Source organism: Saonia sp., from assembly GCF_056326165.1.
Genome location: NZ_JBWFBN010000009.1, coordinates 135,659 through 162,265, shown reverse-complemented (window position 1 = coordinate 162,265; position 26,607 = coordinate 135,659). Strand labels below are relative to the sequence as shown.

Genomic DNA, 26,607 nt, shown 5'->3' with positions numbered 1-26,607 from the left:
CGGCTGCTTTGGATTCGTGTCCTCAAAGAAGAGGGGTTTGTACGCGTGTTTACACAACTACTCCAAAGAAACCAAACTCTGCAATGCGTAAAGTTGCAAGGGTAAGGTTAACCAATGGAAAGGAAGTAAATGCTTATATCCCTGGTGAAGGACACAATTTGCAAGAGCACTCGATAGTATTAGTAAGAGGCGGAAGGGTAAAAGATTTGCCAGGAGTACGTTATCACATTGTTAGAGGAGCTTTGGACACCGCAGGTGTTGCAGGAAGAACTCAACGAAGATCTAAGTACGGAGCAAAACGACCTAAAAAGTAATTAAAACTTTTAAAGAGAAGACATGAGAAAAAAACAAGCGAAAAAAAGACCGCTTTTACCAGACCCAAGATTTAATGATCAGCTGGTAACTCGTTTTGTGAACATGATGATGTGGGATGGAAAAAAATCAATCGCTTTTAAAGTATTCTACGATGCCATAGATATTGTAGAGGAAAAAAAGACTGATGACGAGAAAGCAGCTTTGGAAATATGGAAAGATGCATTATCTAATGTAATGCCACATGTAGAAGTAAGAAGTAGAAGAGTAGGTGGTGCTACATTTCAGATTCCAATGCAAATTAGACCAGATAGAAAAATTTCTACTGCTATGAAATGGCTTATTAGTTACTCTAGAAAGAGAAATGAAAAGTCCATGGCTCAGAAATTAGCTTCAGAAATATTAGCTGCTTCAAAAGAAGAAGGTGCTGCGGTTAAGAAAAGAGTGGATACTCACAAAATGGCCGAAGCAAATAAAGCATTCTCTCACTTTAGATTTTAATCAGATATAGAAATGGGAAGAGATTTAAAGTACACAAGAAATATAGGTATTGCAGCTCATATTGATGCTGGTAAAACAACAACAACAGAGCGTATACTTTTTTATACAGGAGTAAGTCATAAAATTGGTGAGGTGCACGATGGTGCTGCAACAATGGACTGGATGGAGCAAGAACAGGAACGTGGAATAACCATTACCTCTGCTGCTACTACTTGTACATGGCAGTTTCCTTTAGAAAACGCAAAACCTACAAATGAAACAAAAGGGTATCATTTTAATATAATAGATACTCCAGGTCACGTTGATTTTACAGTTGAGGTTAACCGTTCCCTTAGGGTTTTAGACGGGTTGGTTTTCTTGTTTAGTGCAGTTGATGGTGTTGAGCCACAATCTGAAACTAACTGGAGATTAGCAGATAATTACAAAGTGCCACGTATTGGTTTTGTAAATAAAATGGACCGACAAGGTGCTAACTTTCTTATGGTAAATAAGCAGGTTAAGGAAATGTTGGGTTCTAATGCTGTGCCTATTGTTTTGCCAATTGGAGATGAAGCTGACTTTAAAGGCATAGTAGATTTAGTAAAGAATAGAGCCATTGTTTGGCATGAGGATAACTTTGGGGCAACTTTTGATACGGTTGACATTCCTGAAGATATGAAGGCTGAAGTAAAAGAGTATAGAGCTGCTTTGATTGAAGCTGTTGCTGAATACGATGAAAACTTGATGGAGAAATTCTTCGAAGATGAAGACTCTATTACCGAGGATGAAGTGCATGCTGCATTAAGAGCTGCTGTAATGGATATGAGCATCATACCAATGATATGTGGTTCTTCTTTTAAAAATAAAGGAGTTCAGTTTTTGTTGGATGCTGTATGTAGGTATTTGCCTTCTCCTATTGATAAAGATGCTATTGTTGGGATTAATCCTGATACGGATGCTGAAATTTCAAGAAAACCAGATGTTAAAGAGCCGTTTGCTGCTTTGGCATTTAAAATTGCTACGGATCCATTCGTAGGTCGTTTGGCATTTTTCCGCGCTTATTCAGGTAGGTTGGATGCTGGTTCATATATATTGAATAATAGGTCTGGTAAAAAAGAACGTATTTCTCGTATTTACCAAATGCACTCTAATAAGCAAAATGCTATCGATTATATTGAAGCAGGAGATATTGGTGCAGCAGTTGGGTTTAAAGATATTAAGACTGGTGATACCATGTCTGATGAGAAACACCCAATTGTATTGGAATCTATGGATTTCCCGGATCCAGTAATTGGTATTGCTGTTGAGCCTAAAACAAAGGCAGATGTTGATAAGTTAGGTATGTCTTTGGCTAAATTGGCTGAAGAAGACCCAACTTTTCAAGTAAAGACTGATGAAGCATCTGGGCAGACAATTATTTCTGGAATGGGTGAGCTTCACTTAGATATTATTGTTGACCGATTAAGACGTGAGTTTAAGGTTGAAGTAAACCAAGGGCAACCTCAAGTTGAGTATAAAGAAGCTCTTACAGCTGTTGCTAATCATAGAGAAGTTTACAAGAAACAATCTGGTGGACGTGGTAAATTCGCAGACATTGTATTTACAATGGAACCTGCTGAAGAAGGTGCATCTGGATTGGAGTTTGTAAATATTATTAAGGGTGGTAACATTCCTAAAGAATATATTCCTTCAGTAGAAAAAGGTTTTAAAGAGGCTATGAAGAATGGTCCTTTGGCTGGATTTGAAATGGATAGTATGAAAGTTACTTTAAAAGATGGTTCTTTCCATGCTGTGGATTCTGATTCACTATCTTTTGAATTGGCTGCAAAAATGGGATATAAAGCCGCTGCAAAAGCTGCGCGTGCTGTTCTTATGGAACCAATTATGAAATTGGAGGTTATTACACCAGAAGAAAATATGGGTGATATTGTTGGTGACTTGAACCGTAGAAGAGGTCAGGTTAATGATATGTCAGACAGAGCTGGTGCTAAAGTTGTAAAAGGTGAAGTGCCACTTTCAGAAATGTTTGGTTATGTAACATCGTTAAGAACATTGTCTTCTGGTAGAGCAACATCTACGATGGAGTTTTCACATTATGCAGAAACACCATCCAATATTGCGGAAGAAGTTATTAAAGCAGCTAAAGGTGTAACCGCTTAAACTAATAGGTAAGATGAGTCAAAAGATTAGAATAAAACTTAAATCATACGATCACAATTTGGTGGATAAATCTGCTGAAAAGATTGTAAAGACGGTAAAGACTACTGGTGCTGTGGTTACAGGTCCAATACCTTTACCAACGCATAAGAAGATATTTACAGTTTTGCGTTCACCGCACGTAAATAAGAAGTCTAGAGAGCAATTCCAATTAAGTTCCTATAAGAGGTTGTTGGATATTTATAGCTCTTCATCAAAAACAATTGATGCTTTAATGAAGCTTGAATTGCCAAGTGGAGTTGAGGTTGAAATTAAGGTATAGTGCTTTTAAATTGAAGGCTTTGCTTTCAAATACATGTCCGGCGCGTTTCGCAAAGGAAAAATGGAGAAAAAATATATTCGGGGTCGAATTATTTTTGACCCTGTTTTTTTGTCACAAAGTTGACAAACAAAAAAAGAGTTTGAATAATTAATAAATATAAATATGTCTGGGTTAATAGGAAAAAAAGTAGGTATGACCAGCATTTTCGATGAAAATGGGAAGAATGTCCCATGTACAGTTATCGAAGCTGGACCATGCGTAGTTACCCAAGTCAGAACCGAAGAGGTAGACGGGTACAGTGCCCTTCAACTTGGTTTCGATGACAAGGCAGAAAAACGTGCAAATAAACCCGAATTGGGTCATTTTAAAAAGGCAGGTGCTTCTCCTAAAAAGAAAGTCGTAGAATTCCAAGGTTTTGAAGGTGAATACAAATTAGGAGACTCCATTGGAGTGGATCTTTTTGTAGAAGGAGAATTTGTAGATGTTGTTGGAACATCTAAAGGAAAAGGTTTTCAAGGTGTTGTTAAAAGACATGGCTTTGGAGGTGTAGGACAGTCAACGCACGGTCAGCACAATAGATTAAGAGCTCCAGGTTCCATTGGTGCTGCTTCTTATCCTGCAAGAGTATTTAAAGGAATGAGAATGGCCGGTAGAATGGGTGGTGAACGTGTAACTGTTCAAAACCTTAGAGTTTTAAAAGTAGTTCCAGAAAAGAACCTTATCGTAGTTAAAGGTTGTGTTCCTGGTCATAAAAACGCTTACATAACTATTGAGAAGTAATGAAAGTAGCAGTTTTAGATATTAAAGGAAAAGAAACAGGCAGAAAGGCAAACCTTTCTGACGATGTTTTCGGAATAGAGCCTAATACGCATGCTATTTATTTAGATGTAAAACAGTATCAGGCACATCAAAGACAAGGTACTCATAAATCTAAGGAAAGAGCTGAGATTGCAGGTAGTACTAGAAAGATAAAGAAACAAAAAGGAACAGGTACCGCTCGTGCTGGTAGTATTAAATCTCCAGTTTTTAGAGGTGGTGGTAGAATTTTTGGACCTAGACCTAAAGATTATACTCAAAAGCTTAACAAAAATGTGAAGCGTTTGGCAAGAAAATCTGCCTTGAGTATTAAGACAAAAGAAAAAGCTGTTTTAGTTATTGAAGACTTCAATTTTGAAGCTCCAAAAACACAGGATTTTATCCAAGTTTTAAAGTCTTTAGGATTAGAAAACAAAAAATCTTTATTTGTGTTGGGCGATTCAAATAATAATGTATATTTGTCGTCACGCAATTTGAAGCGTTCCGAGGTTGTAAACAACTCAGAATTAAGCACTTACAAAATATTAAATGCAAATAATATTGTGCTTTTGGAAGGGTCTTTGGAAGGAATAGAAGCGAACTTAAAAAAGTAGGTAAATCATGAGTGTGTTGATAAAGCCAATTATTACAGAAAAAATGACTGCTGATAGCGAATTATATAACCGTTATGGCTTCATGGTAGATCCAAAAGCAAACAAGCTTCAGATTAAAGAAGCTGTGGAAGCTGCTTATGGTGTTTCTGTTGAAAAAGTTCGTACCATGAATTATGGGCCAAGTCGTAAATCCCGTTACACCAAAACAGGTGTGCAGCATGGGAAAACAAATGCCATTAAAAAGGCAATTGTAGATGTGGCAGAAGGAGATATTATTGATTTTTACAGTAATCTATAAAGACAAAAAATGTCAGTTAGAAAATTAAAACCAATCACTCCTGGACAGCGTTTTAGAGTAGTAAACGGATTTGACTCGGTTACTACTGATAAGCCGGAGAAAAGCTTGCTTGCTCCGTTAAAAAAGTCCGGAGGTAGAAACAGTCAAGGAAAAATGACCATTCGTCATAGAGGGGGAGGTCATAAAAGAAGGTATCGTATCGTAGATTTTAAAAGGGAGAAACAAGATGTTCTTGCTGAAGTTAAGTCTATACAATATGATCCAAACAGAACAGCATTTATTGCATTGGTAGAATATACCGATGGTGAAAAAAGATACATTGTTGCTCAGAATGGGTTGCAAGTGGGTCAAAAGATTTCTTCAGGAGAGAATGCTTCTCCAGAAATTGGCAACGCACTTCCATTAAGTAATATTCCTTTGGGAACAATTGTGTCATGTATAGAGTTGCGTCCTGGACAAGGAGCTGTAATGGCAAGAAGTGCTGGAACATTTGCTCAGTTAATGGCAAGAGAGGGCAAGTTTGCTACTGTAAAATTACCTTCTGGTGAAACTAGATTGGTGTTGGTAAACTGTTTAGCTACCATTGGTGCGGTTTCAAACTCTGACCATCAATTATTGGTATCTGGTAAAGCTGGTAGAAGTAGATGGTTGGGTAGAAGACCAAGAACTAGACCAGTAGCGATGAACCCTGTTGATCACCCAATGGGTGGTGGTGAAGGTAGAGCTTCAGGTGGTCATCCAAGATCTAAGAATGGTATACCAGCTAAAGGCTTTAGAACTCGTTCTAAAACAAAGAGCACCAATAGATATATAATAGAACGTAGAAAGAAATAAAAAAGTAGAAAGAAATGGCACGTTCACTAAAAAAAGGACCTTTTGTTCACTTCAGTTTAGAAAAAAAGATTCAACAAAATGTTGAGTCTGGAAAGAAAACTGTTATTAAAACTTGGTCTAGAGCATCAATGATAACGCCTGATTTTGTTGGTTTGACCATTGCTGTTCATAATGGAAGACAATTTGTTCCTGTTTATGTAACAGAGAACATGGTGGGACACAAATTGGGAGAATTTTCACCTACTAGATCTTTTAGAGGTCATGCTGGTGCAAAAAATAAAGGTAAAAAGTAAGCTATGGGAGTTCGAAAAAGACAGATGGCCGAAAAAATAAAGGCTGAAAAAAAGCAAATTGCTTTTGCTAAGTTGAATAATTGCCCTACCTCACCTAGAAAAATGCGTTTAGTTGCAGATCAGGTAAGAGGAGAACAAATAGAAAAAGCATTGGCTATTTTAAAATTTAGCCCAAAAGAAGCTTCTCGTAGATTGGAAAAGTTATTACTTTCTGCAATTGCAAATTGGGAATCTAAAAATGAGGAGGCCAATATAGAAGATGCAGATCTATTTGTTAAAGAGATTATGGTAGATAGTGGTAGCATGCTGAAAAGATTGAGACCAGCTCCACAGGGTAGAGCACATAGAATAAGAAAACGTTCCAACCATGTAACATTGGTTTTGGGATCTAACAATAACATCGAAAGCTAGAACAATAGTATGGGACAGAAAACAAATCCAATAGGAAATCGTCTAGGTATCATCAGAGGGTGGGAATCCAACTGGTATGGTGGTAACGACTATGGTGATAAATTGGCTGAAGATGACAAGATTAGAAAATATGTACATGCTCGTTTGGCAAAAGCTAGCGTGTCCAGAGTTATCATAGAGCGTACTTTAAAGCTTATAACTATAACAATTACTACTGCAAGGCCAGGTATAATTATTGGTAAAGGTGGTCAAGAGGTTGATAAGTTAAAAGAGGAACTTAAAAAGATAACAGATAAAGAAGTACAGATAAACATCTTTGAAATTAAAAGACCAGAATTAGATGCTAATCTTGTAGCTGCAAGTGTTGCTCGTCAGATAGAAAGTAGAATTTCTTTTAGACGTGCTATCAAAATGGCAATCGCTGCGGCAATGAGAATGAATGCGGAAGGAATTAAAATTCAAATTTCTGGCCGTTTGAACGGTGCTGAAATGGCACGTTCAGAATCATATAAAGATGGTAGAATTCCATTGTCAACCTTTAGAGCGGATATAGATTATGCATTGCATGAGGCTCATACCACTTATGGTAGATTGGGAATTAAAGTATGGATTATGAAAGGTGAGGTTTATGGTAAGAGAGAGCTTTCTCCATTGGTTGGTATGACCAAGGGTCAAGGAAAAGGAGGAAAGCAGAATGATGGAGGAAAAAAACCACGTCGTAGAAAGTAATTTTTTAAAGTAAAGAAAAATGTTACAGCCGAAAAGAACAAAATTCCGTAAAGCCCAGAAGGGACGTATGAAGGGTAATTCCCAGAGAGGACACCAACTTTCCAATGGTATGTTCGGTATAAAATCATTGGATTCACACTTCATTACTGCTCGTCAAATAGAAGCTGCTCGTATAGCTGCTACTAGATATATGAAAAGGCAAGGGCAAATGTGGATAAAAATTTTCCCAGACAAGCCTATTACTAAGAAGCCTCTTGAGGTACGTATGGGTAAGGGTAAGGGAGCACCAGAATATTTTGTAGCTGTTGTTAAACCAGGAAGAATCATGTTTGAGGTTGCTGGAGTACCAATGGATGTTGCTAAAGAAGCTTTGAGATTGGCAGCACAGAAGTTACCGGTGAAAACTAAGTTTATTGTTGCAAGAGATTATTCAGCTTAATTTTTAAGGCTTTAAGATTATGAAACAAACAGAAGTAAAAGAATTATCAGTTGAGGAACTGAAAAATAAATTAGCTGAATTTAGCAAGCAACATGCAGATTTGAAAATTGCCCATTCAGTTACACCATTGGAGAATCCTCTTCAAATAAGAAAAGTAAGAAGAACTGTGGCAAGATTGGCAACAGAATTAACAAAAAGGGAATTACAATAATTGATTCTGCCTTATGGAAAATAGAAATTTAAGAAAAGAAAGAATAGGCGTTGTCACCAGCAACAAAATGGAGAAATCAATAGTGGTTTCTGAAGTAAAGCGAGTAAAACACCCTATGTATGGTAAATTCGTTTTAAAGACAAAAAAGTACGTTGCTCATGATGAAAAGAATGATTGCAACGAAGGTGATACCGTTAAAATAATGGAAACAAGACCGTTGAGTAGGACTAAGTGTTGGAGATTGGTTGAAATCCTAGAAAGAGCTAAATAATTATGTTACAGCAAGAATCTAGATTAAAGGTAGCGGACAATACGGGTGCAAAGGAAGTTTTGACTATCCGTGTGCTTGGAGGTACAAAAAGACGATACGCATCTATTGGCGATAAAATAGTAGTTACTGTAAAAGAAGCTACTCCTAATGGAGCCATTAAAAAAGGAGCTGTATCAACTGCAGTTGTTGTTAGAACAAAGAAAGAAGTAAGAAGACCAGATGGTTCTTATATCAGATTTGATGATAACGCATGTGTACTGCTTAACCCAACAGGGGAAATGAGAGGAACAAGGGTTTTTGGACCAGTTGCCAGAGAACTTAGAGATAAACAATTCATGAAAATTGTATCTCTTGCGCCGGAAGTACTTTAATATTTATTTGGTAAGAAGATGAAATTAAGAATAAAAACAGGAGATACAGTTAGAATCATTGCTGGGGACCATAAAGGGACTGAAGGTAAAGTGATGACTGTTGACCGTGAGAAGAATAAAGCGATAGTTGAAGGTGCTAATATGGTGTCTAAACATGAGAAGCCGAGTGCTAAAAACCCTCAAGGTGGTATCGTTAAGAAAGAAGCTCCAATCCATATTTCCAATTTGGCATTGATAGATTCTAAATCTGGTGATACAACAAGGGTTGGGTATGAGATAAGAGATGGAAAAAAAGTTAGATTTTCCAAAAAATCCAATGAAGTAATTTAGTTATGGGGTACGTTCCAAGATTAAAAGAAGAATATAAAGAGCGTGTAGTTACTGCGCTTAAGGACGAGTTTGGTTACAAAAATGTAATGCAAGTTCCAAAACTGCAAAAAATTGTGGTTAGTAGAGGAGTTGGTGCTGCTGTTGCAGATAAAAAATTGATTGACCATGCGGTGGATGAGTTGACCAACATTACTGGACAAAAAGCAGTATCCACTATGTCTAAAAAGGATGTTGCGGCATTTAAATTACGTAAGGGTATGCCAATTGGGGCAAAAGTTACTTTACGTGGAGAGAGAATGTATGAATTTTTGGATAGGTTGATAACTTCTGCATTACCAAGGGTAAGAGATTTTCAAGGAATTAGAGCTACTGGTTTTGATGGTAGAGGTAATTATAGCCTTGGAGTTACAGAACAGATTATCTTTCCTGAAATCAATATAGATAAGATAAACCGAATCAATGGAATGGACATTACATTTGTTACTTCTGCTGAAACGGATAAGGAAGCAAAATCATTATTAACAGAATTGGGACTACCTTTTAAAAAGAATTAGTATGGCTAAAGAATCAATGAAAGCCCGTGAGGTAAAGAGAGCTAAGACTGTAGCAAAGTATGCAGAGAAGAGAAAAGCTTTAAAAGAAGCGGGTGATTATGAAGCATTGCAAAAATTACCAAAAAATGCATCTCCAGTTCGTATGCACAATCGTTGTAAATTAACTGGTAGACCAAAAGGATATATGAGAACTTTTGGAATTTCTAGGGTAATGTTCAGAGAGATGGCAAATAAAGGTTTGATTCCTGGAGTTAAAAAAGCAAGTTGGTAAGACTTTAAAAGGTAAAAGAAAATGGTTACAGATCCTATAGCAGATTACTTAACAAGAATTAGAAATGCCAGCAGCGCTGGACATAGAGTAGTAGAAATACCAGCTTCTAACTTAAAGAAAGAAGTGACTAAAATATTATTTGATCAAGGATATATTTTAAGTTACAAATTTGAGGAAGAAGCAGTACAGGGAATAATTAAGATAGCTTTAAAGTATGATAAAGCTACTAAAGAACCTGTAATTAGAAAAATACAACGAATCAGTAAGCCAGGTTTGCGTAAGTATGCTGCTTCTGATGAGTTACCAAGAGTGCTTAATGGTTTGGGAGTTGCTATTGTATCTACTTCTCATGGAGTAATGACTAGCAAACAAGCCAAGAAAGAGAATGTTGGTGGTGAGGTTTTGTGTTACGTTTATTAATAAGAGCAAAGAGTTAGAAAATGTCTAGAATAGGTAATAATCCAGTAGCAATCCCAGAAGGTGTAAACATTGAGGTAAAGGACAATGTTGTGACTGTTAAAGGTAAATTGGGGGAATTAACCCAAGAATTTTCTGGAGTTGAAATTAAGGTTGGAGATGGAGAAGTCTCTGTTGCAAGGCCTTCAGATTCCAAAGAGCATAAGGCAAAGCATGGTCTGTATAGATCATTGGTTACCAATATGGTTGAGGGAGTATCAAAAGGATGGACAAAAGAATTAGAATTGGTTGGTGTAGGATATAGAGCCAGTAATCAAGGTCAAAAATTAGAATTGGCTCTTGGTTTTTCACATAATATCGTATTAGATATTGCTCCAGAAGTTAAAGTTGAAACTACTTCTGAAAAAGGTAAGAATCCAACCGTAAAATTAACTTCTCACGATAAACAATTGGTGGGACAGGTTGCAGCAAAAATAAGATCTTTCCGTAAACCAGAACCATACAAAGGAAAAGGTGTGAAGTTTGTTGGAGAGCAATTAAGAAGAAAAGCAGGTAAATCAGCTTAATTATAGTATCATGGCATTATCGAAGATAGAAAGAAGACAGAGAATTAGAAATAGGATTAGAAAGGTTTCCTTTGGAACAGCGGACAGACCTAGATTATCTGTTTTTAGAAGTAATAAAGAAATTTATGTTCAAATAATAGATGATAATTCTGGAGCCACTTTGGTATCAGCTTCATCTAGAGATAAAGAACTAAGTTCTGTAAAAGGAACAAAAATAGAGGTTGCCAATGCCGTTGGAAAAGCTATTGCTGAAAAGGCAAAGAAGGCTGGGATAGAAACAGTTGCTTTTGATAGAGGTGGTAATTTGTATCACGGAAGAATAAAATCATTAGCTGAAGGAGCAAGGGAAGCAGGACTTAAATTCTAAAATAAGAGTATGTACCAAAAATATAAAAACGTAGAAACTGTTAAACCAGGAGGTTTAGAATTAAAAGATCGTTTGGTTGGCGTTCAACGTGTTACCAAAGTAACAAAAGGTGGTAGAGCATTTGGTTTTTCTGCAATTGTTGTTGTAGGTGATGAAAATGGTGTTGTGGGTCATGGTTTGGGTAAGTCCAAAGAAGTTGCCACTGCCATTGCTAAGGCTATTGAAGATGCTAAAAAGCATTTGATTAGAATACCTTTGAACAAAGGAACTTTACCTCATGAGCAAAAAGGTAAATTTGGTGGAGCCAGAGTTTATATTCAACCTGCATCACATGGTACAGGTGTAATTGCTGGTGGAGCAGTGAGAGCGGTATTAGAAGCAGTTGGAGTACATGACGTATTGTCTAAATCTCAAGGTTCTTCTAATCCTCATAATGTGGTAAAAGCTACTTTTGATGCGCTTTTACAATTAAGGGATGCTAGAACTGTAGCAAATCAAAGAGGGGTTTCTTTGGAAAAAGTTTTTAAAGGATAAGAGATTATGGCAAAGATTAAAGTTAAACAGGTAAAGAGTGGTATTAAGAGACCACAAAACCAAAAAAGAACATTGGAAGCTTTAGGTTTAAAAAGAATTGGTCAAGTTGTGGAACATGATGATACGGCCAGTATCCTTGGTATGATAGATAAAGTAAAACACTTAGTTTCTACAGAAGAAGCTTAATATAATTTAGTGTAATGAATTTAAGTAATTTAAAACCAGCAGAGGGCTCAGTTAAGAAAGCAGGCAAGACTATCGGTAGAGGTCAAGGTTCTGGAAAAGGAGGAACTGCTACAAGAGGTCACAAAGGTGCTAAGTCTAGATCTGGTTATTCTAAGAAAATAGGTTTTGAAGGAGGTCAAATGCCTTTGCAAAGACGTGTTCCTAAATTTGGATTTAAGAACATTAACAGAAAAGAATATACTGGTATTAATTTAGATAAGCTTCAAGAATTAGTGGATAATGGGACTGTTAAAGATGCGGTTACTTTGGAAACTCTAATTGAAAATAGATTGGCTGGTAAAAACGATTTGGTTAAAATTTTAGGTGGCGGAGAATTAAAGGCTACTCTAAAAATATCCGTACATAAATTTACAGCAACTGCTAAGTCGGCCATTGAAGCCGCAGGTGGAGAAGCAATAAGTTTAGAAGCATAACATAGATTATGAAGAAATTTTTTGAGACAATATCCAATATTTGGAAGATAGATGAACTTAAGGGTAGAATTTTAGTTACCCTTGGTTTGCTTTTGGTATACCGTTTTGGTGCACAGATAGTACTTCCTGGTATTGACACTGCTCAATTAGGTGGTTTATCTGATAGTACTGACCAAGGTATTTTAGGAATTCTTAATGCCTTTACAGGTGGAGCTTTTTCAAATGCTTCGGTTTTTGCATTGGGAATTATGCCATATATATCTGCATCTATTGTTGTTCAATTAATGGGAATAGCTATTCCTTATCTTCAAAAATTACAGAAAGAAGGAGAAAGTGGAAGAAAGACTATTAATCAAATCACAAGATGGTTGACTATTGGTATTTGTATTGTACAAGCTCCTGCCTATTTATATAGTTTAAGTGCTTTGGGTGTTCCAGAAAGTGCTTTCTTATTAGGTAAAGGCCTAAACTTTATTGTTCCTTCTGTTATCATTTTGGTTACAGGATGTGTGTTCGCAATGTGGTTGGGAGAAAAAATTACAGACAAAGGTATTGGTAATGGTATTTCATTATTGATTATGGTGGGAATTATTGCTACGATGCCTCAATCATTCCTTCAAGAGTTTGTTTCTAGAACTGCCAATAACAATGGTGGTTTAATGTTTATTCTTATTGAAGTAATCATCTGGTTTATTGTAATCTTATTAAGTGTATTGTTGGTAATGGCAACACGCCAAATTCCTGTTCAGTATGCACGTAGGACTGCATCTGGAGGATATGAAAAAAATGTAATGGGGTCTAGGCAATACATTCCATTAAAGTTAAATGCTTCTGGAGTAATGCCAATCATCTTTGCACAAGCAATTATGTTTGCACCTGGATTAATAGGTAGAACATTTAATGATACAGCATTTGGTCAGTGGATGGAAGTTCAGTTTGCGGATATATTTGGTTTGGCATATAATATTTTGTTTGCCTTATTGATTATCATATTTACATACTTCTATACCGCTATTACTGTTCCAACAAACAAAATGGCAGATGACCTAAAAAGGAGTGGTGGTTTTATTCCAGGGATTAGACCTGGAAAAGAAACAGGAGATTATCTGGATAAGATTATGTCCTTGATTACATTGCCTGGGTCGGTATTTTTAGCATTGTTAGCAGTTTTACCTGCAATAGTGGTTAAACTTATGGATGTACAAGCGGGTTGGGCATTGTTTTATGGAGGTACTTCCCTATTGATTATGGTAGGGGTTGCAATAGATACTGTACAACAAGTGAATTCATACTTGTTGAATAGACATTATGATGGATTAATGAAATCTGGTAAAAACAGAAAAGTAGCTTAAGTTATGGCAAAGCAAGCAGCAATAGAGCAAGATGGAACCATAATAGAAGCATTGTCTAATGCAATGTTTAGGGTAGAATTAGAGAACGGTCACGTAGTAACGGCTCATATATCTGGAAAAATGCGTATGCATTATATTAAATTACTTCCAGGTGATAAGGTTAAACTGGAAATGAGCCCTTATGACTTGACTAAAGCAAGAATTACATATAGATACTAAGATGAAAGTTAGAGCATCAATAAAGAAAAGAAGTGCCGAGTGCAAGATTGTACGTAGAAAAGGCAGATTGTACGTAATTAATAAAAAGAATCCTAGATTTAAACAAAGACAAGGGTAATTATGGCAAGAATTGCAGGTGTAGATATACCAAAACAGAAAAGAGGCGTAATAGCCCTTACCTATATCTTTGGTATTGGTAAAAGTAGAGCTAAAGAAATTTTAGAAATTGCTCAAGTTAGTGAAGATACCAAAGTATCGGATTGGAACGATGATGAGATAGGTCGCATTCGTGATGCTGTTTCTTCCTTTACAATAGAAGGAGAATTGCGTTCAGAAACTCAATTGAACATCAAACGTCTTATGGACATTGGATGTTATAGAGGTATCCGTCACAGATCTGGTTTACCACTAAGAGGTCAAAGAACTAAGAACAACTCTAGGACTCGTAAAGGAAAAAGAAAAACTGTTGCTAACAAGAAGAAAGCAACTAAGTAATAAGTAAGGATTATGGCAAAGACAAGCGCAAAAGCAGCAAAGAAGCGTAAGGTTATTGTAGAGTCTGTGGGTGAAGCCCATGTTACAGCCTCTTTCAACAACATTATTATTTCTTTGACTAATAAAAAAGGTGATGTTATTTCTTGGTCGTCAGCTGGGAAAATGGGTTTTAGAGGTTCTAAAAAGAATACACCTTATGCAGCTCAAGTTGCATCAGAAGATTGTGCCAAAGTAGCACATGAAGCTGGTTTAAGAAAAGTAAAGGTTTATGTTAAAGGCCCAGGTAACGGTAGAGAATCTGCTATCCGTTCAATACATAATGCTGGAATAGAAGTAACTGAAATTATTGACGTTACGCCAATGCCACATAATGGGTGTAGACCTCCAAAAAGAAGAAGAGTTTAATCAATTTATATATTAATTTTCACGAAAGTGTAGTTGCGATTATCGAAGGATAAGCCTTAATTCATAATCACACTTTCAAATTTTAAAAAGGAAAATGGCAAGATACACAGGACCAAAAAGTAAAATTGCACGTAAGTTTGGAGAGGCAATTTTTGGAGACGATAAGTCTTTTGAAAAGAAAAGTTACCCTCCAGGGCAACACGGACAGAATAGACGCCGTGGAAAACAATCAGAATATGCTGTCCAGTTAATGGAAAAGCAAAAAGCTAAATATACATATGGTATATTAGAAAAACAATTTAGAAACATATTCGCAAAAGCTAATAGTAGTAAAGGTGTAACCGGTGAGGTGCTTTTGCAATTATGTGAATCCCGCTTAGATAATGTAGTTTATAGAATGGGAATTTCTACAACTAGAAGTGGAGCAAGACAATTAGTATCACATAGACATATTACTGTTAATGGTGAAGTGGTTGGGATTGCATCATATAGCTTAAAAGCTGGAGATGTTGTTGGAGTTAGAGAAAAATCTAAGTCTTTACAAACAATACAAGACTCACTAGCTGCAAGTAGCAGTGTATATGAGTGGATTACATGGAACTCTGAAAAAAAGGAAGGAACTTTTGTTTCTGTACCAGAAAGACTTCAGATTCCTGAAAACATAAAAGAACAATTAATCGTCGAGTTATACTCTAAATAAACAACCTGATCCAATATGGCATTATTTAATTTTCAGAAACCCGATAAAGTTATAATGATAGATTCCTCTGATTTCGAAGGGAAATTCGAATTTCGTCCTTTGGAACCTGGTTATGGACTTACTGTTGGGAACGCACTAAGAAGAGTATTGCTTTCAGCCTTGGAAGGTTTTGCTATTACTTCGGTTAGAATTGATAAAGTTGAGCACGAGTTTTCTGTAATCCCAGGTGTCGTAGAAGACGTTACTGAGATTATCTTAAACTTAAAACAAGTACGTTTTAAAAGACAAATAGAAGATGTTGATGCAGAGGTAGTTTCTATTTCTGTTAGTGGAAAAGACCAGCTTACTGCTGGGGATTTCCAAAAATTCATTTCTGGCTACCAAGTGTTGAATCCAGATTTAGTAATCTGTAATATGGATGCTAAAGTGGCTATCAATATGGAGATAGTTATAGATAAAGGTAGAGGGTATGTTCCTGCAGAGGAAAATAAAAAGTCCAATGCGGCATTGGGAACAATTGCTGTGGATTCTATTTTTACACCTGTAAAGAATGTAAAATATAGCATAGAAAATTTTAGGGTAGAGCAAAAGACCGATTATGAGAAATTGGTTTTTGAAATCGTTACAGACGGTTCAATTCATCCTAAAGATGCTTTAACTGAGGCTGCAAAAGTATTGATTCACCACTTTATGTTGTTCTCTGATGAGCGCATTACATTGGAGGCTGATGAGATTGCGCAGACTGAAACATATGATGAGGAATCATTACATATGAGACAATTGCTTAAAACCAAATTGGTTGATATGGACTTGTCTGTTCGTGCATTAAACTGCTTAAAAGCTGCTGAAGTTGATACATTGGGAGATTTGGTTTCTTTCAATAAAAATGATTTAATGAAATTCAGAAACTTTGGTAAGAAGTCATTGACTGAGCTTGAAGAGTTGGTAATCAACAAGGGCTTAAGTTTTGGAATGGATTTGTCAAAATATAAATTAGATAAAGATTAATTAATCATATTTTGCTCCTCGTTCATATGAACGGGTTTGGTAGCAAGATGATAATATGTAAATATGAGACACGGTAAAAAAGTTAATCATTTAGGAAGAAAGACAGCTCATAGAAAAGCTATGTTGGCTAATATGGCCTGTTCTTTAATAGAGCATAAGAGAATTAATACAACTGTTGCAAAAGCTAAAGCTTTGAAACAGTTTATAGAGCCTTTGATTACGAAGTCTAAGACAGAGAATAATCAAACAGTAGAAAAAGGGACTCATAACAGACGTATTGTATTTAAGAATCTTAGAGATAAATATGCTGTAACAGAATTGTTCAGTGAAGTTGCTGAAAAAGTTGGTGACAGACCTGGAGGATATACAAGAATTATAAAGTTAGGAAATCGTTTAGGCGATAATGCCGATATGGCTATGATAGAGCTTGTAGATTTCAATGAACTATACAATGCCGGTAAGCCTAAAAAGAAAACTACTAGAAGAAGTAGAAGAGGCGGAGGAGCTAAAAAAGAAGCTGCACCTGTTGTTGCTGAAACACAAACTGATGATTCTGAAGAATAAGATGTTTATAACAACTTAATAATTGTAAAAGGATAGGCCTAATAGCTTATCCTTTTTTTATGTTTATTTGTGAAACCAAAATTTTTGAAAATAATTTATGAAGTATCTATCTAAAAAAAGGGCGCTGTTATTATTGGCTGACGGTACTATTTTTTATGGGAAAGCTGTTGGGGGAAAAGAAGGAACTTCCTTTGGAGAAGTATGTTTTAATACTGGAATGACTGGATATCAGGAAATTTTTACTGATCCTTCTTATTTTGGACAGTTAATGGTAACTACCAATGCCCATATTGGCAACTACGGGACAAACAAAGAAGAAATAGAATCGGATTCGGTTAAGATTGCGGGTTTAATTTGCAAGAATTTTAGTTATGAATATTCAAGGCCAAATTCAGATACAAGTTTATTGGATTTTTTAAATGACAACAATCTTTTTGCTATCTCCGATGTGGATACAAGAGCTTTGGTAAGTTACATTCGTGATAATGGAGCAATGAATGCTGTAATATCTACCGATATTGAAAATATTGAGGGATTAAAAAAACAATTAGCTTCTGTACCAAGTATGGAAGGTTTAGAATTGGCTTCTAAAGTATCAACAAAAGAGCCATATTTTTATGGCGATGAAAAGGCTACTTATAAAATCTCTGCTTTAGATATTGGAATAAAAAAGAATATTTTAAGGAACTTGGCTAAAAGAGATGCCTACATTAAAGTATTTCCATACAATGCTTCTTTTGATGAAATGAAAGAATGGAAACCTGATGCGTATTTTATTTCCAACGGTCCTGGTGATCCAGAACCATTAAATGATTCTATTGCAACTGCTAAAGATATTATAGCAAGTGATAAACCTCTTTTTGGTATTTGTTTAGGGCATCAAGTAATTGCCTTGGCAAATGGAGTTTCCACTTATAAGATGTATAATGGGCATAGAGGTATAAATCATCCTGTGTTGAATCTAAAAACAGGGAAAGGGGAAATTACCTCTCAAAATCATGGGTTTGCAATCAATAGAGAAGAGGCAGAGGCCAATACAGATTTAGAAATTACGCATACACATTTAAACGATAATACAGTTGCTGGGATTAGAATGAAGAACAAAGAAGTGTTTTCGGTTCAATACCACCCAGAGGCAAGCCCTGGACCACATGATGCTGACTATCTTTTTGATGAGTTTTTCCAAATGATAAAGGTTAGTTCCAATTAAAACGTTTTAGGTTAAATAATAGTTATTTCCAACACAATATAAGGTTACTAGGAAATACAATAACAATGCGCTTTTGTATATTTGCGCACATAAAATCAACAATAAAAAAAGAAAATAATATGAGTATCATCATTAATGTTCATGCAAGACAAATTTTAGACTCAAGAGGTAATCCTACGGTAGAAGTAGATGTAATTACAGAAAATGGGGTATTGGGTAGAGCTGCGGTTCCTTCTGGAGCTTCAACAGGTGAGCATGAGGCTGTAGAGCTTCGTGATGGTGGTAAGTCATTTATGGGTAAAGGAGTTGGTAATGCTGTGAACAATGTAAATGTTACAATTGCAGAAGAGGTTGTTGGAATGTCAGTTTTTGAACAAAACTTAATTGACCAAACCATGATAGATTTAGATGGGACTCCAAATAAATCAAAATTGGGAGCCAATGCCATTTTAGGTGTTTCTTTAGCGGTTGCTAAAGCTGCAGCAAATGAACTAGGAATGTCTTTATATAGATATATTGGTGGGGTTAGTGCTAATACATTGCCAGTGCCAATGATGAACATTATCAATGGAGGTTCCCATTCTGATGCTCCAATTGCATTTCAAGAATTTATGGTGATGCCAGTTAAGGCGAATGATTTTTCTCATGCCATGCAAATGGGAACAGAAATCTTTCATCATCTTAAAAAAGTGTTGCACGATAGAGGTTTAAGTACTGCGGTTGGTGATGAGGGTGGTTTTGCCCCTAATTTAGCTGGTGGTACAGAGGATGCATTGGATACCATAGCTAAGGCTGTGTCGAATGCAGGGTATACTTTAGGTGATGATGTAATGATAGCATTGGATTGTGCCTCTGCAGAATTTTTTGTGGATGGAAAATATGACTATACTAAATTTGAAGGTGATAAAGGTGTAATAAGAACTTCTGAGGAACAGGCACAGTACTTAGCAGACCTTTCTGCCAAATACCCAATAATATCTATTGAGGATGGTATGGATGAAAACGATTGGGAAGGTTGGAAATCTTTAACTGAAAAAATTGGTGATAAAGTACAATTAGTTGGAGATGATTTATTCGTGACCAATGTTGAACGTTTATCTAGAGGTATAGAAAACGGAATTGCCAATTCAATTTTAATTAAGGTAAACCAGATTGGAACATTAACTGAGACTATTGCTGCAGTTAATATGGCCAAGAATGCAGGTTATACATCTGTAATGTCTCACCGTTCTGGAGAAACTGAAGATAACACAATTGCTGATTTAGCTGTTGCTTTAAATACAGGACAGATTAAAACAGGTTCAGCATCTAGATCAGATAGGATGGCAAAATATAACCAACTTTTAAGAATAGAAGAAGAACTGGGAAGCATGGCTTATTACCCTAAGGAAAAAGCATTTAAAATAAGATAAAAGCCAATGTAAAATCCTTTTTGTAACCAAAAAGGATTTTTTTTGAAGAATCATTAATGAAATATTAATTTAATTGATATATTGGTAATCTAACCTAGTATCTAAATCTTAATGAATAATTTTCTTTTTGCAGCTGCGGAAAATGACGCCATTGCCAATTGTAAAGCTGGGGGTATGGGAGATGTTGTTCGCGACGTTCCCCGTAAAATTTCAGAAAAAGGAGACAAAGTTCACATTGTAGTTCCTTCTTATGGTAGGCTTCATCAAAAAGGCATATTAAAAACAAAATTAAATTTTCAGTTAAGGAATACAACTTACATTGCTGAGCTGTATGAGGTTGTTCCAAAAAAAGAGTTCAAGAATATATACCATTATGTGATTCATCACCCAGAGATTGAAGCTGGAGATATAGCTCATATTTATCACAATGATCCCAAAGAGCCTTTTTTTACAGATGCTATAAAGTATTTTATTTTTTGTACCGCTGTAGCCGAAGCTATTAAAAAGGAAGCTTTTGGTAAGTTGGATGTGGTGCATTTACATGATTGGCATTCTAGCTTGTTGTTATATTTAAGGCAATACCACGGTTCGTATAAGTCTTTAAAGAAACTTCGTTTTGTATATAGTATACATAATTTGGCTATTCAAGGGATTCGACCTTTTGAGAATAATTATTCATCCCTTAGAAACTGGTTTCCAGAAATCCCGATAGATTATAAAGGATTAATGGATTATAGGTATCAAGATTGTATTAACCTTATGGCCGTTGGTATACGGTTGGCCGATGCTGTGCATACAGTTTCTCCTTCCTATAAAGAAGATGTGCTATTGTCTAGTAGACCACCGGAATTTATTGGAGGTGAAGGTTTAGAAGAGGATTTAAAAAAGGCTGATAATGAAGGAAGATTATTTGGCATTCTCAATGGCTGCAATTATAAAAATATACGTGCAGCAGATACTGGTTTTATATACCGTAATACTGTAAAAGCGTTGTTTAGATGGTTGCAAGAAGAATCTAAAAAATATAAAGCCGATTTTTTGGCACATACAGGGGAAAAAGTAATGGAGTATGTTGGAAATCGTCCCCAATTTATTGTATCTAGTGTGGCAAGACTAACGGAGCAAAAATTTTACTTTTTTAAGCGTTCACCAGAGGCTTTTGTAGAAATATTGAAAAAACTAGAAAAAATAGATGGCATTTTTATGCTTTTGGGTACGGGAGCTCCAGAATATGAAGATCTATTTAGAGATTTAAGCTACAATCACAAAAACTTTATTTTTACAAACGGACAATCTGAAGATTTAATTGATTCAATTTATTTGGAGTCCGATTTATATTTTATGCCCAGTCTTTTTGAACCGTGCGGTATAAGCCAAATGCTCTCTATGAGAAATGGTAATCCTTGTTTGGTTCATCATACTGGGGGTTTAAAAGATACTGTGGAGCATATGAAAACTGGTTTTAGTTTTGATGGTGAAACGTATGATGAAAAAATAAAGAATATGCTAAAATGTTTTGATGTTGCTTTGGATATTTTTCAGAATGATAAACCTACATGGAAAAAGATTCAGGCCAATGCCAAAAAAATGAAGTTTACTTGGGAAAAGTCTGTTGACCAGTACTATGATGAACTTTATTTGTTAAATTCTTAAAAAGAATATCTTAAGCAAATAATTTATTTGCATTATCAGGGCCCCAAATTGTTAAGATGGTGTCTTTTTCGTAAATTTACTTTCTTATTTTTAAAACACTAAAAAGCACCAATGTCAGACATAGCTACATTAGAATTTCAAGGCAAAAAATATGAGTTTCCTGTTATTAAAGGAACGGAGGATGAGGTTGCAATTGATATTAAAACACTAAGAGGATCAACCAACATTATTACAATAGATCCTGGGTATAAAAATACAGGCTCCTGTGAGAGTGCCATTACTTTTTTGGATGGTGAAAAAGGGGTGCTTAGATATAGAGGGTATTCCATTGAAGAATTGGCAGAGAAAGCTGATTTTTTGGAAGTTGCCTACTTGCTTATTTTTGGAGAATTGCCAGATAAGGTGAAACTTGAAAAATTTCATAATGATATTAAAGCTGAGTCTCATGTGGATGAGGAAATGAAGAAAATTTTGGATGGTTTTCCAAAATCGGCGCACCCAATGGGCGTGTTATCTTCATTGACCAGTGCATTAATAGCTTTTAACCCTAAGACAGTAGATGTATCATCAGATAAAGAGATGTATGATGCCATTGTTAGATTATTGGCAAAATTCCCGGTATTAGTAGCCTGGGCATTAAGAAAGAAAAAGGGATTGCCGTTGGATTATGGTGATGATTCTTTAGGTTATGTAGAGAATATTCATAAGATGATGTTCAAGAGACCCAACCAATCTTATAAAATAAATAAAGTTGTAATTGACGCTTTAGATCAATTGTTGATTTTGCATGCAGACCACGAGCAGAATTGTTCAACTTCTACGGTTCGTATTGTAGGATCATCTCATGCGGGGTTATTTGCTTCTATTTCTGCTGGTATTTCTGCACTTTGGGGACCACTTCATGGGGGAGCAAATCAAGCAGTTTTAGAAATGTTGGAAGCAATTGAAAAGGATGGTGGTGACACCAAAAAATATATGGCCAAAGCAAAAGATAAAAGCGATCCATTTAGATTAATGGGTTTTGGACATAGGGTATATAAAAACTTTGACCCAAGAGCAAGAATCATTAAAAAGGCTGCAGATGAAGTATTGGCAGATTTGGGTATAGATGACCCAATTCTTGATATTGCTAAAGGACTAGAAAAAGAAGCTTTGGAAGACCCTTATTTTGTTGATAGAAAATTGTATCCCAATGTAGATTTCTACTCTGGGATTATATATAGAGCATTAGGAATACCAACAGAAATGTTTACCGTAATGTTTGCTTTGGGTAGATTGCCCGGCTGGATTGCCCAGTGGAGAGAAATGCGCCTAAGAGGAGAACCAATTGGCCGTCCAAGACAAGTTTATATTGGTGAGAATGCCAGACCATTTGTAGAGTTGGATATAAGATAAATTACAATCTATCTATAACTTTTTTATTGCCCTTTCTGTTTTCTCAGTAAAGGGCAATTTTATTTCTACATTTGTCCAAAATTAGAATATGCTCCAATTACATATCAATGATGAAACATCAACTTTAAAAGCAGTTGTTTTGGGTACTGCAGAAAGTTGCGGTCCTGTGCCCAAAGTTGAGGAAGCCTATGATCCTAAATCAGTGGAGCATATTTTGGCAGGAACTTACCCTACCGAAATGGATATGATTAAGGAAATGGATGCTTTTGCTAAAGTTTTAGAAAAATACAATGTTCAAGTTTTTAGGCCTGAAGTACTTCAAGATTGTAACCAGATTTTTTCCAGAGATATTGCTTTTGTTATTGAAGATAAAATAATACATGCCAATATTTTGCCACATAGGGAGGCCGAATTTGATGCTATTTTACATGTGCTAGACAGAATTGCCCCAGACAAGAATATTCGCCCGCCAGATGAGGTCCATATAGAAGGTGGGGATGTTATGCCGTGGAACGAATATATTTTTATAGGCACTTATACAGGTGATGATTATGCAGATTTTATTACGGCAAGGACTAATAAAGAAGGGGTGGATTTTATTGCTGAACAATTTCCACACAAGAAGGTAAAGTCATTTGAGTTGAGGAAATCTAATACCAATGCAAAGGAAAACGCACTACATTTGGATTGTTGTTTTCAGCCCGTAGGAAAAAATAAGGCCATTTTACATAAAAATGGATTTTTAATTGATGAGGAATACCAATGGCTGGTAGATTATTTTGGGGAAGAAAATATTTTTGAAATCACCAAAGAGGAAATGTACAATATGAACAGTAATGTGTTTTCTATTTCTCCTGATGTGGTGGTTTCTGAACAAAATTTTACTAGGTTAAATACTTGGTTGAGAGCACAAGGTTTTATAGTGGAAGAAATACCCTATGCCGAAATTGCCAAACAAGAAGGGTTATTGCGTTGTAGTACATTGCCATTAATTCGCGAATGAAATGAGTCAAATTACCAATACAATTTTAATGATTCGCCCTGTAAGTTTTAGAATGAACGAGCAGACTGCGGTAAATAATTATTTTCAAGAAGACCTTAATCTTAAGAATGCAGAAATTAATAAAAAGGCTCAAGCCGAGTTTGATGCCTTTGTAGCTGCATTAAGGAAAAAGGGAGTGAATGTGATTGTTGTAGAAGATACTTTGGAACCAAATACTCCTGATTCTATTTTTCCAAATAATTGGGTTTCTTTTCATGCCGATGGAACCGTAGGACTATATCCAATGTTTGCTGAAAACAGAAGGCAAGAAAGGCGAGAAGATATTTTGGATATTTTAGAGGAAAAAGGTTTTTTAATAGAAAACGTAATAGATTATTCTTCTGCCGAGGAAGAGGAATTGTTTTTAGAAGCTACTGGAAGTATTGCATTGGACAGAGTTAACAAAAAAGCCTATTGCGCTTTATCACCACGAGCGGATGAGGAGCTGTTTATTGAGTTTTGTGAGGATTTTGATTATGCTCCTGTGATATTCACTGCAAACCAAACAGTTGATGGACAACGAGCAGCTATATATCACACCAATGTAATGATGTGCATAGCAGATGCTTTTGCAGTAATTTGTTTGGATACTATTGATGACAAAAAAGAAAAAAAATCTGTTATAAGTCATTTAAAACAAGATGGAAAAGAAATCATTTCTATTTCTGAAAAACAAATGCATCAATTTGCTGGGAATATGCTTCAAGTGCTGGGGAAAGATGGTGAAAGGTTTTTGGTTATGAGCTCTTCTGCCCATAACAGTTTAACGACCAGTCAAATTAGTGCGATAAAAAAACATTGTGAAATTATACATAGTTCTTTGGAAACTATTGAAACTTGTGGTGGTGGAAGTGCCCGCTGTATGATGGCGGAAGTGTTTTTACCTAAAAGCTAATTGGTGATGACAGGAGAAACAAACCTTGAACAATTGATTAAGGCCTTGCAACCAGAATTGCATGACGGCACATACGTATTTACTACAGTTAATTCTACTAAAGGGATTCTTGTAGAACATATACAATCTGAATTTAAAGAAAAAGAAGGAATAACCTTAATTTTAGAGCAACGCTATGCGGACTTATACAATTTAAAGTATGATTACCTAGCGTCATGGATTACACTGAATGTACATTCTTCTCTAGAGGCTGTGGGCTTAACAGCTATGTTTTCAAATGCTTTAGCAAAACAAAATATTAGTTGTAACGTAATTTCAGGTTATTATCATGACCATATTTTTGTCAATATAAATGATGGACAAAGAGCGATTGAGGTTTTAACTCTTTTAACTACTAGGTAGAATTCTTTTTAGGTTGAGCGGAGTTGAGATCTTATAATACCTCTCAAAAAAACAACAGCCATTACTACCATAAAAAAAGCGAAGGGTAGCGAAGTAATAATCAATAATTTTTGAACGGCAACTAGAATATCAATATCTGGTTTGGCATTGCCCAAAAGGAGCAACGCAATGGTTGCCAAAAGAATAAAAACAGACCAAATTAAACGGTGTTTTTTCTTAGGGTTCTTTTTGCCATTGTCGGTAAACATACTCAGTACAAAAACGGCAGAATCTACCGAGGTAACTAAAAACCCAATCAACAAAATAAGTGTTATAGCATTTAGGAACGTCGTCATAGGATAATGTTCAAAAAACACAAAGATGGAGGAAAACACGTTTCCAAATTCATTGTTGTAAGTTCCCCAACCTTCAATCAGTTGAAAGGCTGAAGTTCCAAAAACCGAGAACCAAAAAAACGTTCCCAAAGAAGGAATAATAAGAACGCCTAAAAGTAATTGTCGCAATGTTCTTCCTTTGGAAATTCGTGCAATGAAGATTCCTGTAAAAGGTGCCCACGCCAACCAAAAAGCCCAATAATAGAAAGTCCAATCTGTTAGAAAGCCAATTCCTGGATTGTAGTTGCCCAGCGCCAAACTCATTGGGATAAAATCCAAAAGATAATTCAACGTAGCTTTTCCAAAAGAAACTAAAATAGCAGCCATATCACTTGTAAAGAAAATAAAGAATAGTAGTACTAGCGTTATTAGAATATTTATTTTAGATAGCATTTTAATGCCTTTATTTACTCCTTTCCAAGCAGAAATAAAGGCAAGCGTAGAAACCAGAATTGCTAAAAGAATGGTTGTTCCAATTCCCAAATCAGTCGAAAACACATGATTTAGTCCACCATTTATTTGTGCTGTGCCTAATCCTATTGCTGCTATGAGTCCAAAAACTGTAGTAATAATGGTCATGATATCAATACCAATCCTAGCAGGTTTGTTCTGTATTACATCTTCAATAGTAGCACTCACTTTTACTTTTTTCTTTTGAACAAAAAGGGCATAACCAACAACCATGGCAAAAAGCCCATAAAATGCCCAAGCGGTAAATCCCCATTGGTAAAAAGTGTATTCTAAGGCTATAGTGTTTGCACTCAAATTGGAGGCATAAGGAGGATGCTGCTGCATAAAAACTGGTTCTTGCACTGCTCTAAGTAGAATGCCTGCTCCCATTCCTGCACTGTATAGCATGGCTACCCAGCTCCACAATGAATGTTCAGGTTTTTTATTTTTCTTCCCTAATTTTAATTTTCCTAGTGGAGAGAATGCAATGCCTAAAAGAAATAGAACACACCCAAAGCCTAAATACAAATAGAAATATCCAAAATGGTTACGGACCCAAATGGAGGCAAATTCTACGGCATTATAACTTTCCTCTGTCCAAATAAAGGTAACCAAAGAGCATAGGAATAGTATTGAAATAGATGTTGTTAGTAGGGTGTTCTTTTTTAAGAGCAAGGACAAGATTTATCTGTGTAAGTTCTAAAGTTAGCCAATTTTTAAAACCTTAAGAAGGCTTTTGTTCCTTTTAGGGGATTAGCTTAAAATTTCCGTAATTTTGCAGGCTTATACGTCCAAA

At 35.8% G+C, this 26,607-nt stretch carries 40 protein-coding genes; 39 read left to right on the top strand and 1 reads right to left on the bottom strand.

The window, feature by feature from the left end:
* The 39 genes from rpsL to AC000W_RS09780 form a co-directional block, all read left to right on the top strand.
* Positions 1–314 (top strand): 30S ribosomal protein S12 (rpsL, locus tag AC000W_RS09970; protein WP_474747964.1); only part of this gene is annotated, 314 nt, incomplete at its 5' end.
* Between the two features lie 22 nt (positions 315–336).
* A complete protein-coding gene (gene rpsG / locus AC000W_RS09965; RefSeq protein ID WP_474747963.1) occupies positions 337–813 on the top strand; it encodes a 30S ribosomal protein S7 in 477 nt (158 codons plus the stop codon).
* Between the two features lie 12 nt (positions 814–825).
* The gene (gene fusA, locus AC000W_RS09960) at positions 826–2,952 is read left to right on the top strand and encodes an elongation factor G (RefSeq protein WP_474747962.1); all 2,127 of its coding nucleotides are present in this window, start codon (positions 826–828) and stop codon (positions 2,950–2,952) included.
* A gap of 13 nt (positions 2,953–2,965) precedes the next feature.
* On the top strand, positions 2,966–3,271 hold the full coding sequence (gene rpsJ / locus AC000W_RS09955) for a 30S ribosomal protein S10 (RefSeq protein WP_007094989.1): 306 nt from the start codon (positions 2,966–2,968) through the stop codon (positions 3,269–3,271).
* 162 nt (positions 3,272–3,433) lie between these two features.
* On the top strand, positions 3,434–4,051 hold the full coding sequence (gene rplC / locus AC000W_RS09950; RefSeq protein WP_474747960.1) for a 50S ribosomal protein L3: 618 nt from the start codon (positions 3,434–3,436) through the stop codon (positions 4,049–4,051).
* A complete protein-coding gene (rplD, locus tag AC000W_RS09945) occupies positions 4,051–4,680 on the top strand; it encodes a 50S ribosomal protein L4 (RefSeq protein ID WP_474747959.1) in 630 nt (209 codons plus the stop codon). The genes rplC and rplD overlap by 1 nt, the downstream gene beginning before the upstream one ends.
* A 7-nt stretch (positions 4,681–4,687) precedes the next feature.
* Positions 4,688–4,978 (top strand): 50S ribosomal protein L23, encoded by a 291-nt coding sequence (gene rplW / locus AC000W_RS09940; protein ID WP_167966151.1) that lies wholly within the window; start codon positions 4,688–4,690, stop codon positions 4,976–4,978.
* A gap of 9 nt (positions 4,979–4,987) precedes the next feature.
* Positions 4,988–5,812 carry a 50S ribosomal protein L2 gene (rplB, locus tag AC000W_RS09935; protein ID WP_474747957.1) on the top strand — a complete coding sequence of 275 codons (825 nt, stop codon included), beginning with the start codon at positions 4,988–4,990 and terminating at the stop codon, positions 5,810–5,812.
* Between the two features lie 14 nt (positions 5,813–5,826).
* A complete protein-coding gene (gene rpsS / locus AC000W_RS09930; RefSeq protein WP_474747956.1) occupies positions 5,827–6,105 on the top strand; it encodes a 30S ribosomal protein S19 in 279 nt (92 codons plus the stop codon).
* Between the two features lie 3 nt (positions 6,106–6,108).
* A complete protein-coding gene (gene rplV / locus AC000W_RS09925; RefSeq protein WP_474747955.1) occupies positions 6,109–6,516 on the top strand; it encodes a 50S ribosomal protein L22 in 408 nt (135 codons plus the stop codon).
* Between the two features lie 9 nt (positions 6,517–6,525).
* The gene (gene rpsC / locus AC000W_RS09920; RefSeq protein WP_474747954.1) at positions 6,526–7,245 is read left to right on the top strand and encodes a 30S ribosomal protein S3; all 720 of its coding nucleotides are present in this window, start codon (positions 6,526–6,528) and stop codon (positions 7,243–7,245) included.
* 19 nt (positions 7,246–7,264) lie between these two features.
* Entirely contained in the window at positions 7,265–7,684 is a 420-nt protein-coding gene (rplP, locus tag AC000W_RS09915) for a 50S ribosomal protein L16 (protein ID WP_167966130.1), read from the top strand.
* A 19-nt stretch (positions 7,685–7,703) separates the two neighbouring features.
* Positions 7,704–7,895, top strand: a complete 192-nt coding sequence (gene rpmC, locus AC000W_RS09910; RefSeq protein WP_474747952.1) for a 50S ribosomal protein L29 — start codon at positions 7,704–7,706, stop codon at positions 7,893–7,895.
* Positions 7,896–7,908: 13 nt separating this feature from the next.
* On the top strand, positions 7,909–8,166 hold the full coding sequence (gene rpsQ, locus AC000W_RS09905; RefSeq protein ID WP_167966126.1) for a 30S ribosomal protein S17: 258 nt from the start codon (positions 7,909–7,911) through the stop codon (positions 8,164–8,166).
* 2 nt (positions 8,167–8,168) lie between these two features.
* Positions 8,169–8,537, top strand: coding sequence for a 50S ribosomal protein L14 (gene rplN / locus AC000W_RS09900; protein WP_167966124.1), 369 nt, complete (start codon positions 8,169–8,171; stop codon positions 8,535–8,537).
* An 18-nt stretch (positions 8,538–8,555) separates the two neighbouring features.
* Positions 8,556–8,867, top strand: coding sequence for a 50S ribosomal protein L24 (gene rplX / locus AC000W_RS09895; protein WP_474747951.1), 312 nt, complete (start codon positions 8,556–8,558; stop codon positions 8,865–8,867).
* A 2-nt stretch (positions 8,868–8,869) separates the two neighbouring features.
* Complete coding sequence (gene rplE, locus AC000W_RS09890; protein ID WP_474747949.1) at positions 8,870–9,421, top strand: 50S ribosomal protein L5; 552 nt, start codon at positions 8,870–8,872, stop codon at positions 9,419–9,421.
* Position 9,422: 1 nt separating this feature from the next.
* Positions 9,423–9,692: a 30S ribosomal protein S14 gene (gene rpsN / locus AC000W_RS09885; protein WP_027880200.1), complete on the top strand. Its 270-nt coding sequence runs from the start codon at positions 9,423–9,425 to the stop codon at positions 9,690–9,692.
* A gap of 21 nt (positions 9,693–9,713) precedes the next feature.
* Positions 9,714–10,112, top strand: a complete 399-nt coding sequence (gene rpsH / locus AC000W_RS09880) for a 30S ribosomal protein S8 (RefSeq protein ID WP_474747948.1) — start codon at positions 9,714–9,716, stop codon at positions 10,110–10,112.
* 20 nt (positions 10,113–10,132) lie between these two features.
* Positions 10,133–10,675: a 50S ribosomal protein L6 gene (gene rplF / locus AC000W_RS09875; RefSeq protein WP_474747947.1), complete on the top strand. Its 543-nt coding sequence runs from the start codon at positions 10,133–10,135 to the stop codon at positions 10,673–10,675.
* 10 nt (positions 10,676–10,685) lie between these two features.
* On the top strand, positions 10,686–11,042 hold the full coding sequence (rplR, locus tag AC000W_RS09870) for a 50S ribosomal protein L18 (RefSeq protein WP_474747945.1): 357 nt from the start codon (positions 10,686–10,688) through the stop codon (positions 11,040–11,042).
* 9 nt (positions 11,043–11,051) lie between these two features.
* Positions 11,052–11,576: a 30S ribosomal protein S5 gene (gene rpsE / locus AC000W_RS09865; protein WP_474747944.1), complete on the top strand. Its 525-nt coding sequence runs from the start codon at positions 11,052–11,054 to the stop codon at positions 11,574–11,576.
* Positions 11,577–11,582: 6 nt separating this feature from the next.
* Positions 11,583–11,762: a 50S ribosomal protein L30 gene (rpmD, locus tag AC000W_RS09860; RefSeq protein WP_474747943.1), complete on the top strand. Its 180-nt coding sequence runs from the start codon at positions 11,583–11,585 to the stop codon at positions 11,760–11,762.
* A gap of 14 nt (positions 11,763–11,776) precedes the next feature.
* Complete coding sequence (rplO, locus tag AC000W_RS09855; protein WP_474747941.1) at positions 11,777–12,235, top strand: 50S ribosomal protein L15; 459 nt, start codon at positions 11,777–11,779, stop codon at positions 12,233–12,235.
* Between the two features lie 8 nt (positions 12,236–12,243).
* Complete coding sequence (gene secY, locus AC000W_RS09850) at positions 12,244–13,587, top strand: preprotein translocase subunit SecY (protein ID WP_474747939.1); 1,344 nt, start codon at positions 12,244–12,246, stop codon at positions 13,585–13,587.
* 3 nt (positions 13,588–13,590) lie between these two features.
* Positions 13,591–13,806 carry a translation initiation factor IF-1 gene (gene infA / locus AC000W_RS09845; RefSeq protein ID WP_011710675.1) on the top strand — a complete coding sequence of 72 codons (216 nt, stop codon included), beginning with the start codon at positions 13,591–13,593 and terminating at the stop codon, positions 13,804–13,806.
* Between the two features lies 1 nt (position 13,807).
* The gene (gene ykgO / locus AC000W_RS09840; protein ID WP_013621733.1) at positions 13,808–13,924 is read left to right on the top strand and encodes a type B 50S ribosomal protein L36; all 117 of its coding nucleotides are present in this window, start codon (positions 13,808–13,810) and stop codon (positions 13,922–13,924) included.
* A gap of 2 nt (positions 13,925–13,926) precedes the next feature.
* A complete protein-coding gene (gene rpsM / locus AC000W_RS09835; protein WP_167966070.1) occupies positions 13,927–14,301 on the top strand; it encodes a 30S ribosomal protein S13 in 375 nt (124 codons plus the stop codon).
* 12 nt (positions 14,302–14,313) lie between these two features.
* Complete coding sequence (rpsK, locus tag AC000W_RS09830) at positions 14,314–14,706, top strand: 30S ribosomal protein S11 (RefSeq protein WP_167966068.1); 393 nt, start codon at positions 14,314–14,316, stop codon at positions 14,704–14,706.
* Positions 14,707–14,800: 94 nt separating this feature from the next.
* On the top strand, positions 14,801–15,406 hold the full coding sequence (gene rpsD, locus AC000W_RS09825; protein ID WP_474747937.1) for a 30S ribosomal protein S4: 606 nt from the start codon (positions 14,801–14,803) through the stop codon (positions 15,404–15,406).
* Positions 15,407–15,421: 15 nt separating this feature from the next.
* Complete coding sequence (locus AC000W_RS09820) at positions 15,422–16,414, top strand: DNA-directed RNA polymerase subunit alpha (protein ID WP_474747936.1); 993 nt, start codon at positions 15,422–15,424, stop codon at positions 16,412–16,414.
* Positions 16,415–16,477: 63 nt separating this feature from the next.
* The gene (gene rplQ / locus AC000W_RS09815) at positions 16,478–16,978 is read left to right on the top strand and encodes a 50S ribosomal protein L17 (RefSeq protein ID WP_474747934.1); all 501 of its coding nucleotides are present in this window, start codon (positions 16,478–16,480) and stop codon (positions 16,976–16,978) included.
* 97 nt (positions 16,979–17,075) lie between these two features.
* Positions 17,076–18,188 carry a glutamine-hydrolyzing carbamoyl-phosphate synthase small subunit gene (gene carA, locus AC000W_RS09810; protein WP_474747933.1) on the top strand — a complete coding sequence of 371 codons (1,113 nt, stop codon included), beginning with the start codon at positions 17,076–17,078 and terminating at the stop codon, positions 18,186–18,188.
* A gap of 119 nt (positions 18,189–18,307) precedes the next feature.
* Positions 18,308–19,600 carry a phosphopyruvate hydratase gene (gene eno, locus AC000W_RS09805; protein WP_474747932.1) on the top strand — a complete coding sequence of 431 codons (1,293 nt, stop codon included), beginning with the start codon at positions 18,308–18,310 and terminating at the stop codon, positions 19,598–19,600.
* 111 nt (positions 19,601–19,711) lie between these two features.
* The gene (locus AC000W_RS09800) at positions 19,712–21,253 is read left to right on the top strand and encodes a glycogen synthase (protein ID WP_474747931.1); all 1,542 of its coding nucleotides are present in this window, start codon (positions 19,712–19,714) and stop codon (positions 21,251–21,253) included.
* Between the two features lie 111 nt (positions 21,254–21,364).
* The gene (locus AC000W_RS09795; RefSeq protein WP_474747929.1) at positions 21,365–22,648 is read left to right on the top strand and encodes a citrate synthase; all 1,284 of its coding nucleotides are present in this window, start codon (positions 21,365–21,367) and stop codon (positions 22,646–22,648) included.
* An 88-nt stretch (positions 22,649–22,736) separates the two neighbouring features.
* Positions 22,737–23,651 carry a dimethylarginine dimethylaminohydrolase family protein gene (locus AC000W_RS09790; RefSeq protein WP_474747928.1) on the top strand — a complete coding sequence of 305 codons (915 nt, stop codon included), beginning with the start codon at positions 22,737–22,739 and terminating at the stop codon, positions 23,649–23,651.
* Position 23,652: 1 nt separating this feature from the next.
* Positions 23,653–24,585 (top strand): citrulline utilization hydrolase CtlX, encoded by a 933-nt coding sequence (gene ctlX, locus AC000W_RS09785; protein ID WP_474747927.1) that lies wholly within the window; start codon positions 23,653–23,655, stop codon positions 24,583–24,585.
* Positions 24,586–24,591: 6 nt separating this feature from the next.
* Positions 24,592–24,987: an ACT domain-containing protein gene (locus AC000W_RS09780; RefSeq protein WP_474747925.1), complete on the top strand. Its 396-nt coding sequence runs from the start codon at positions 24,592–24,594 to the stop codon at positions 24,985–24,987.
* An 8-nt stretch (positions 24,988–24,995) separates the two neighbouring features.
* Here AC000W_RS09780 and AC000W_RS09775 read toward each other — a convergent pair whose 3' ends face one another.
* Positions 24,996–26,486, bottom strand: coding sequence for a BCCT family transporter (locus AC000W_RS09775; protein WP_476658676.1), 1,491 nt, complete (start codon positions 26,484–26,486; stop codon positions 24,996–24,998).
* Between the last annotated feature and the right edge of the window lie 121 nt (positions 26,487–26,607).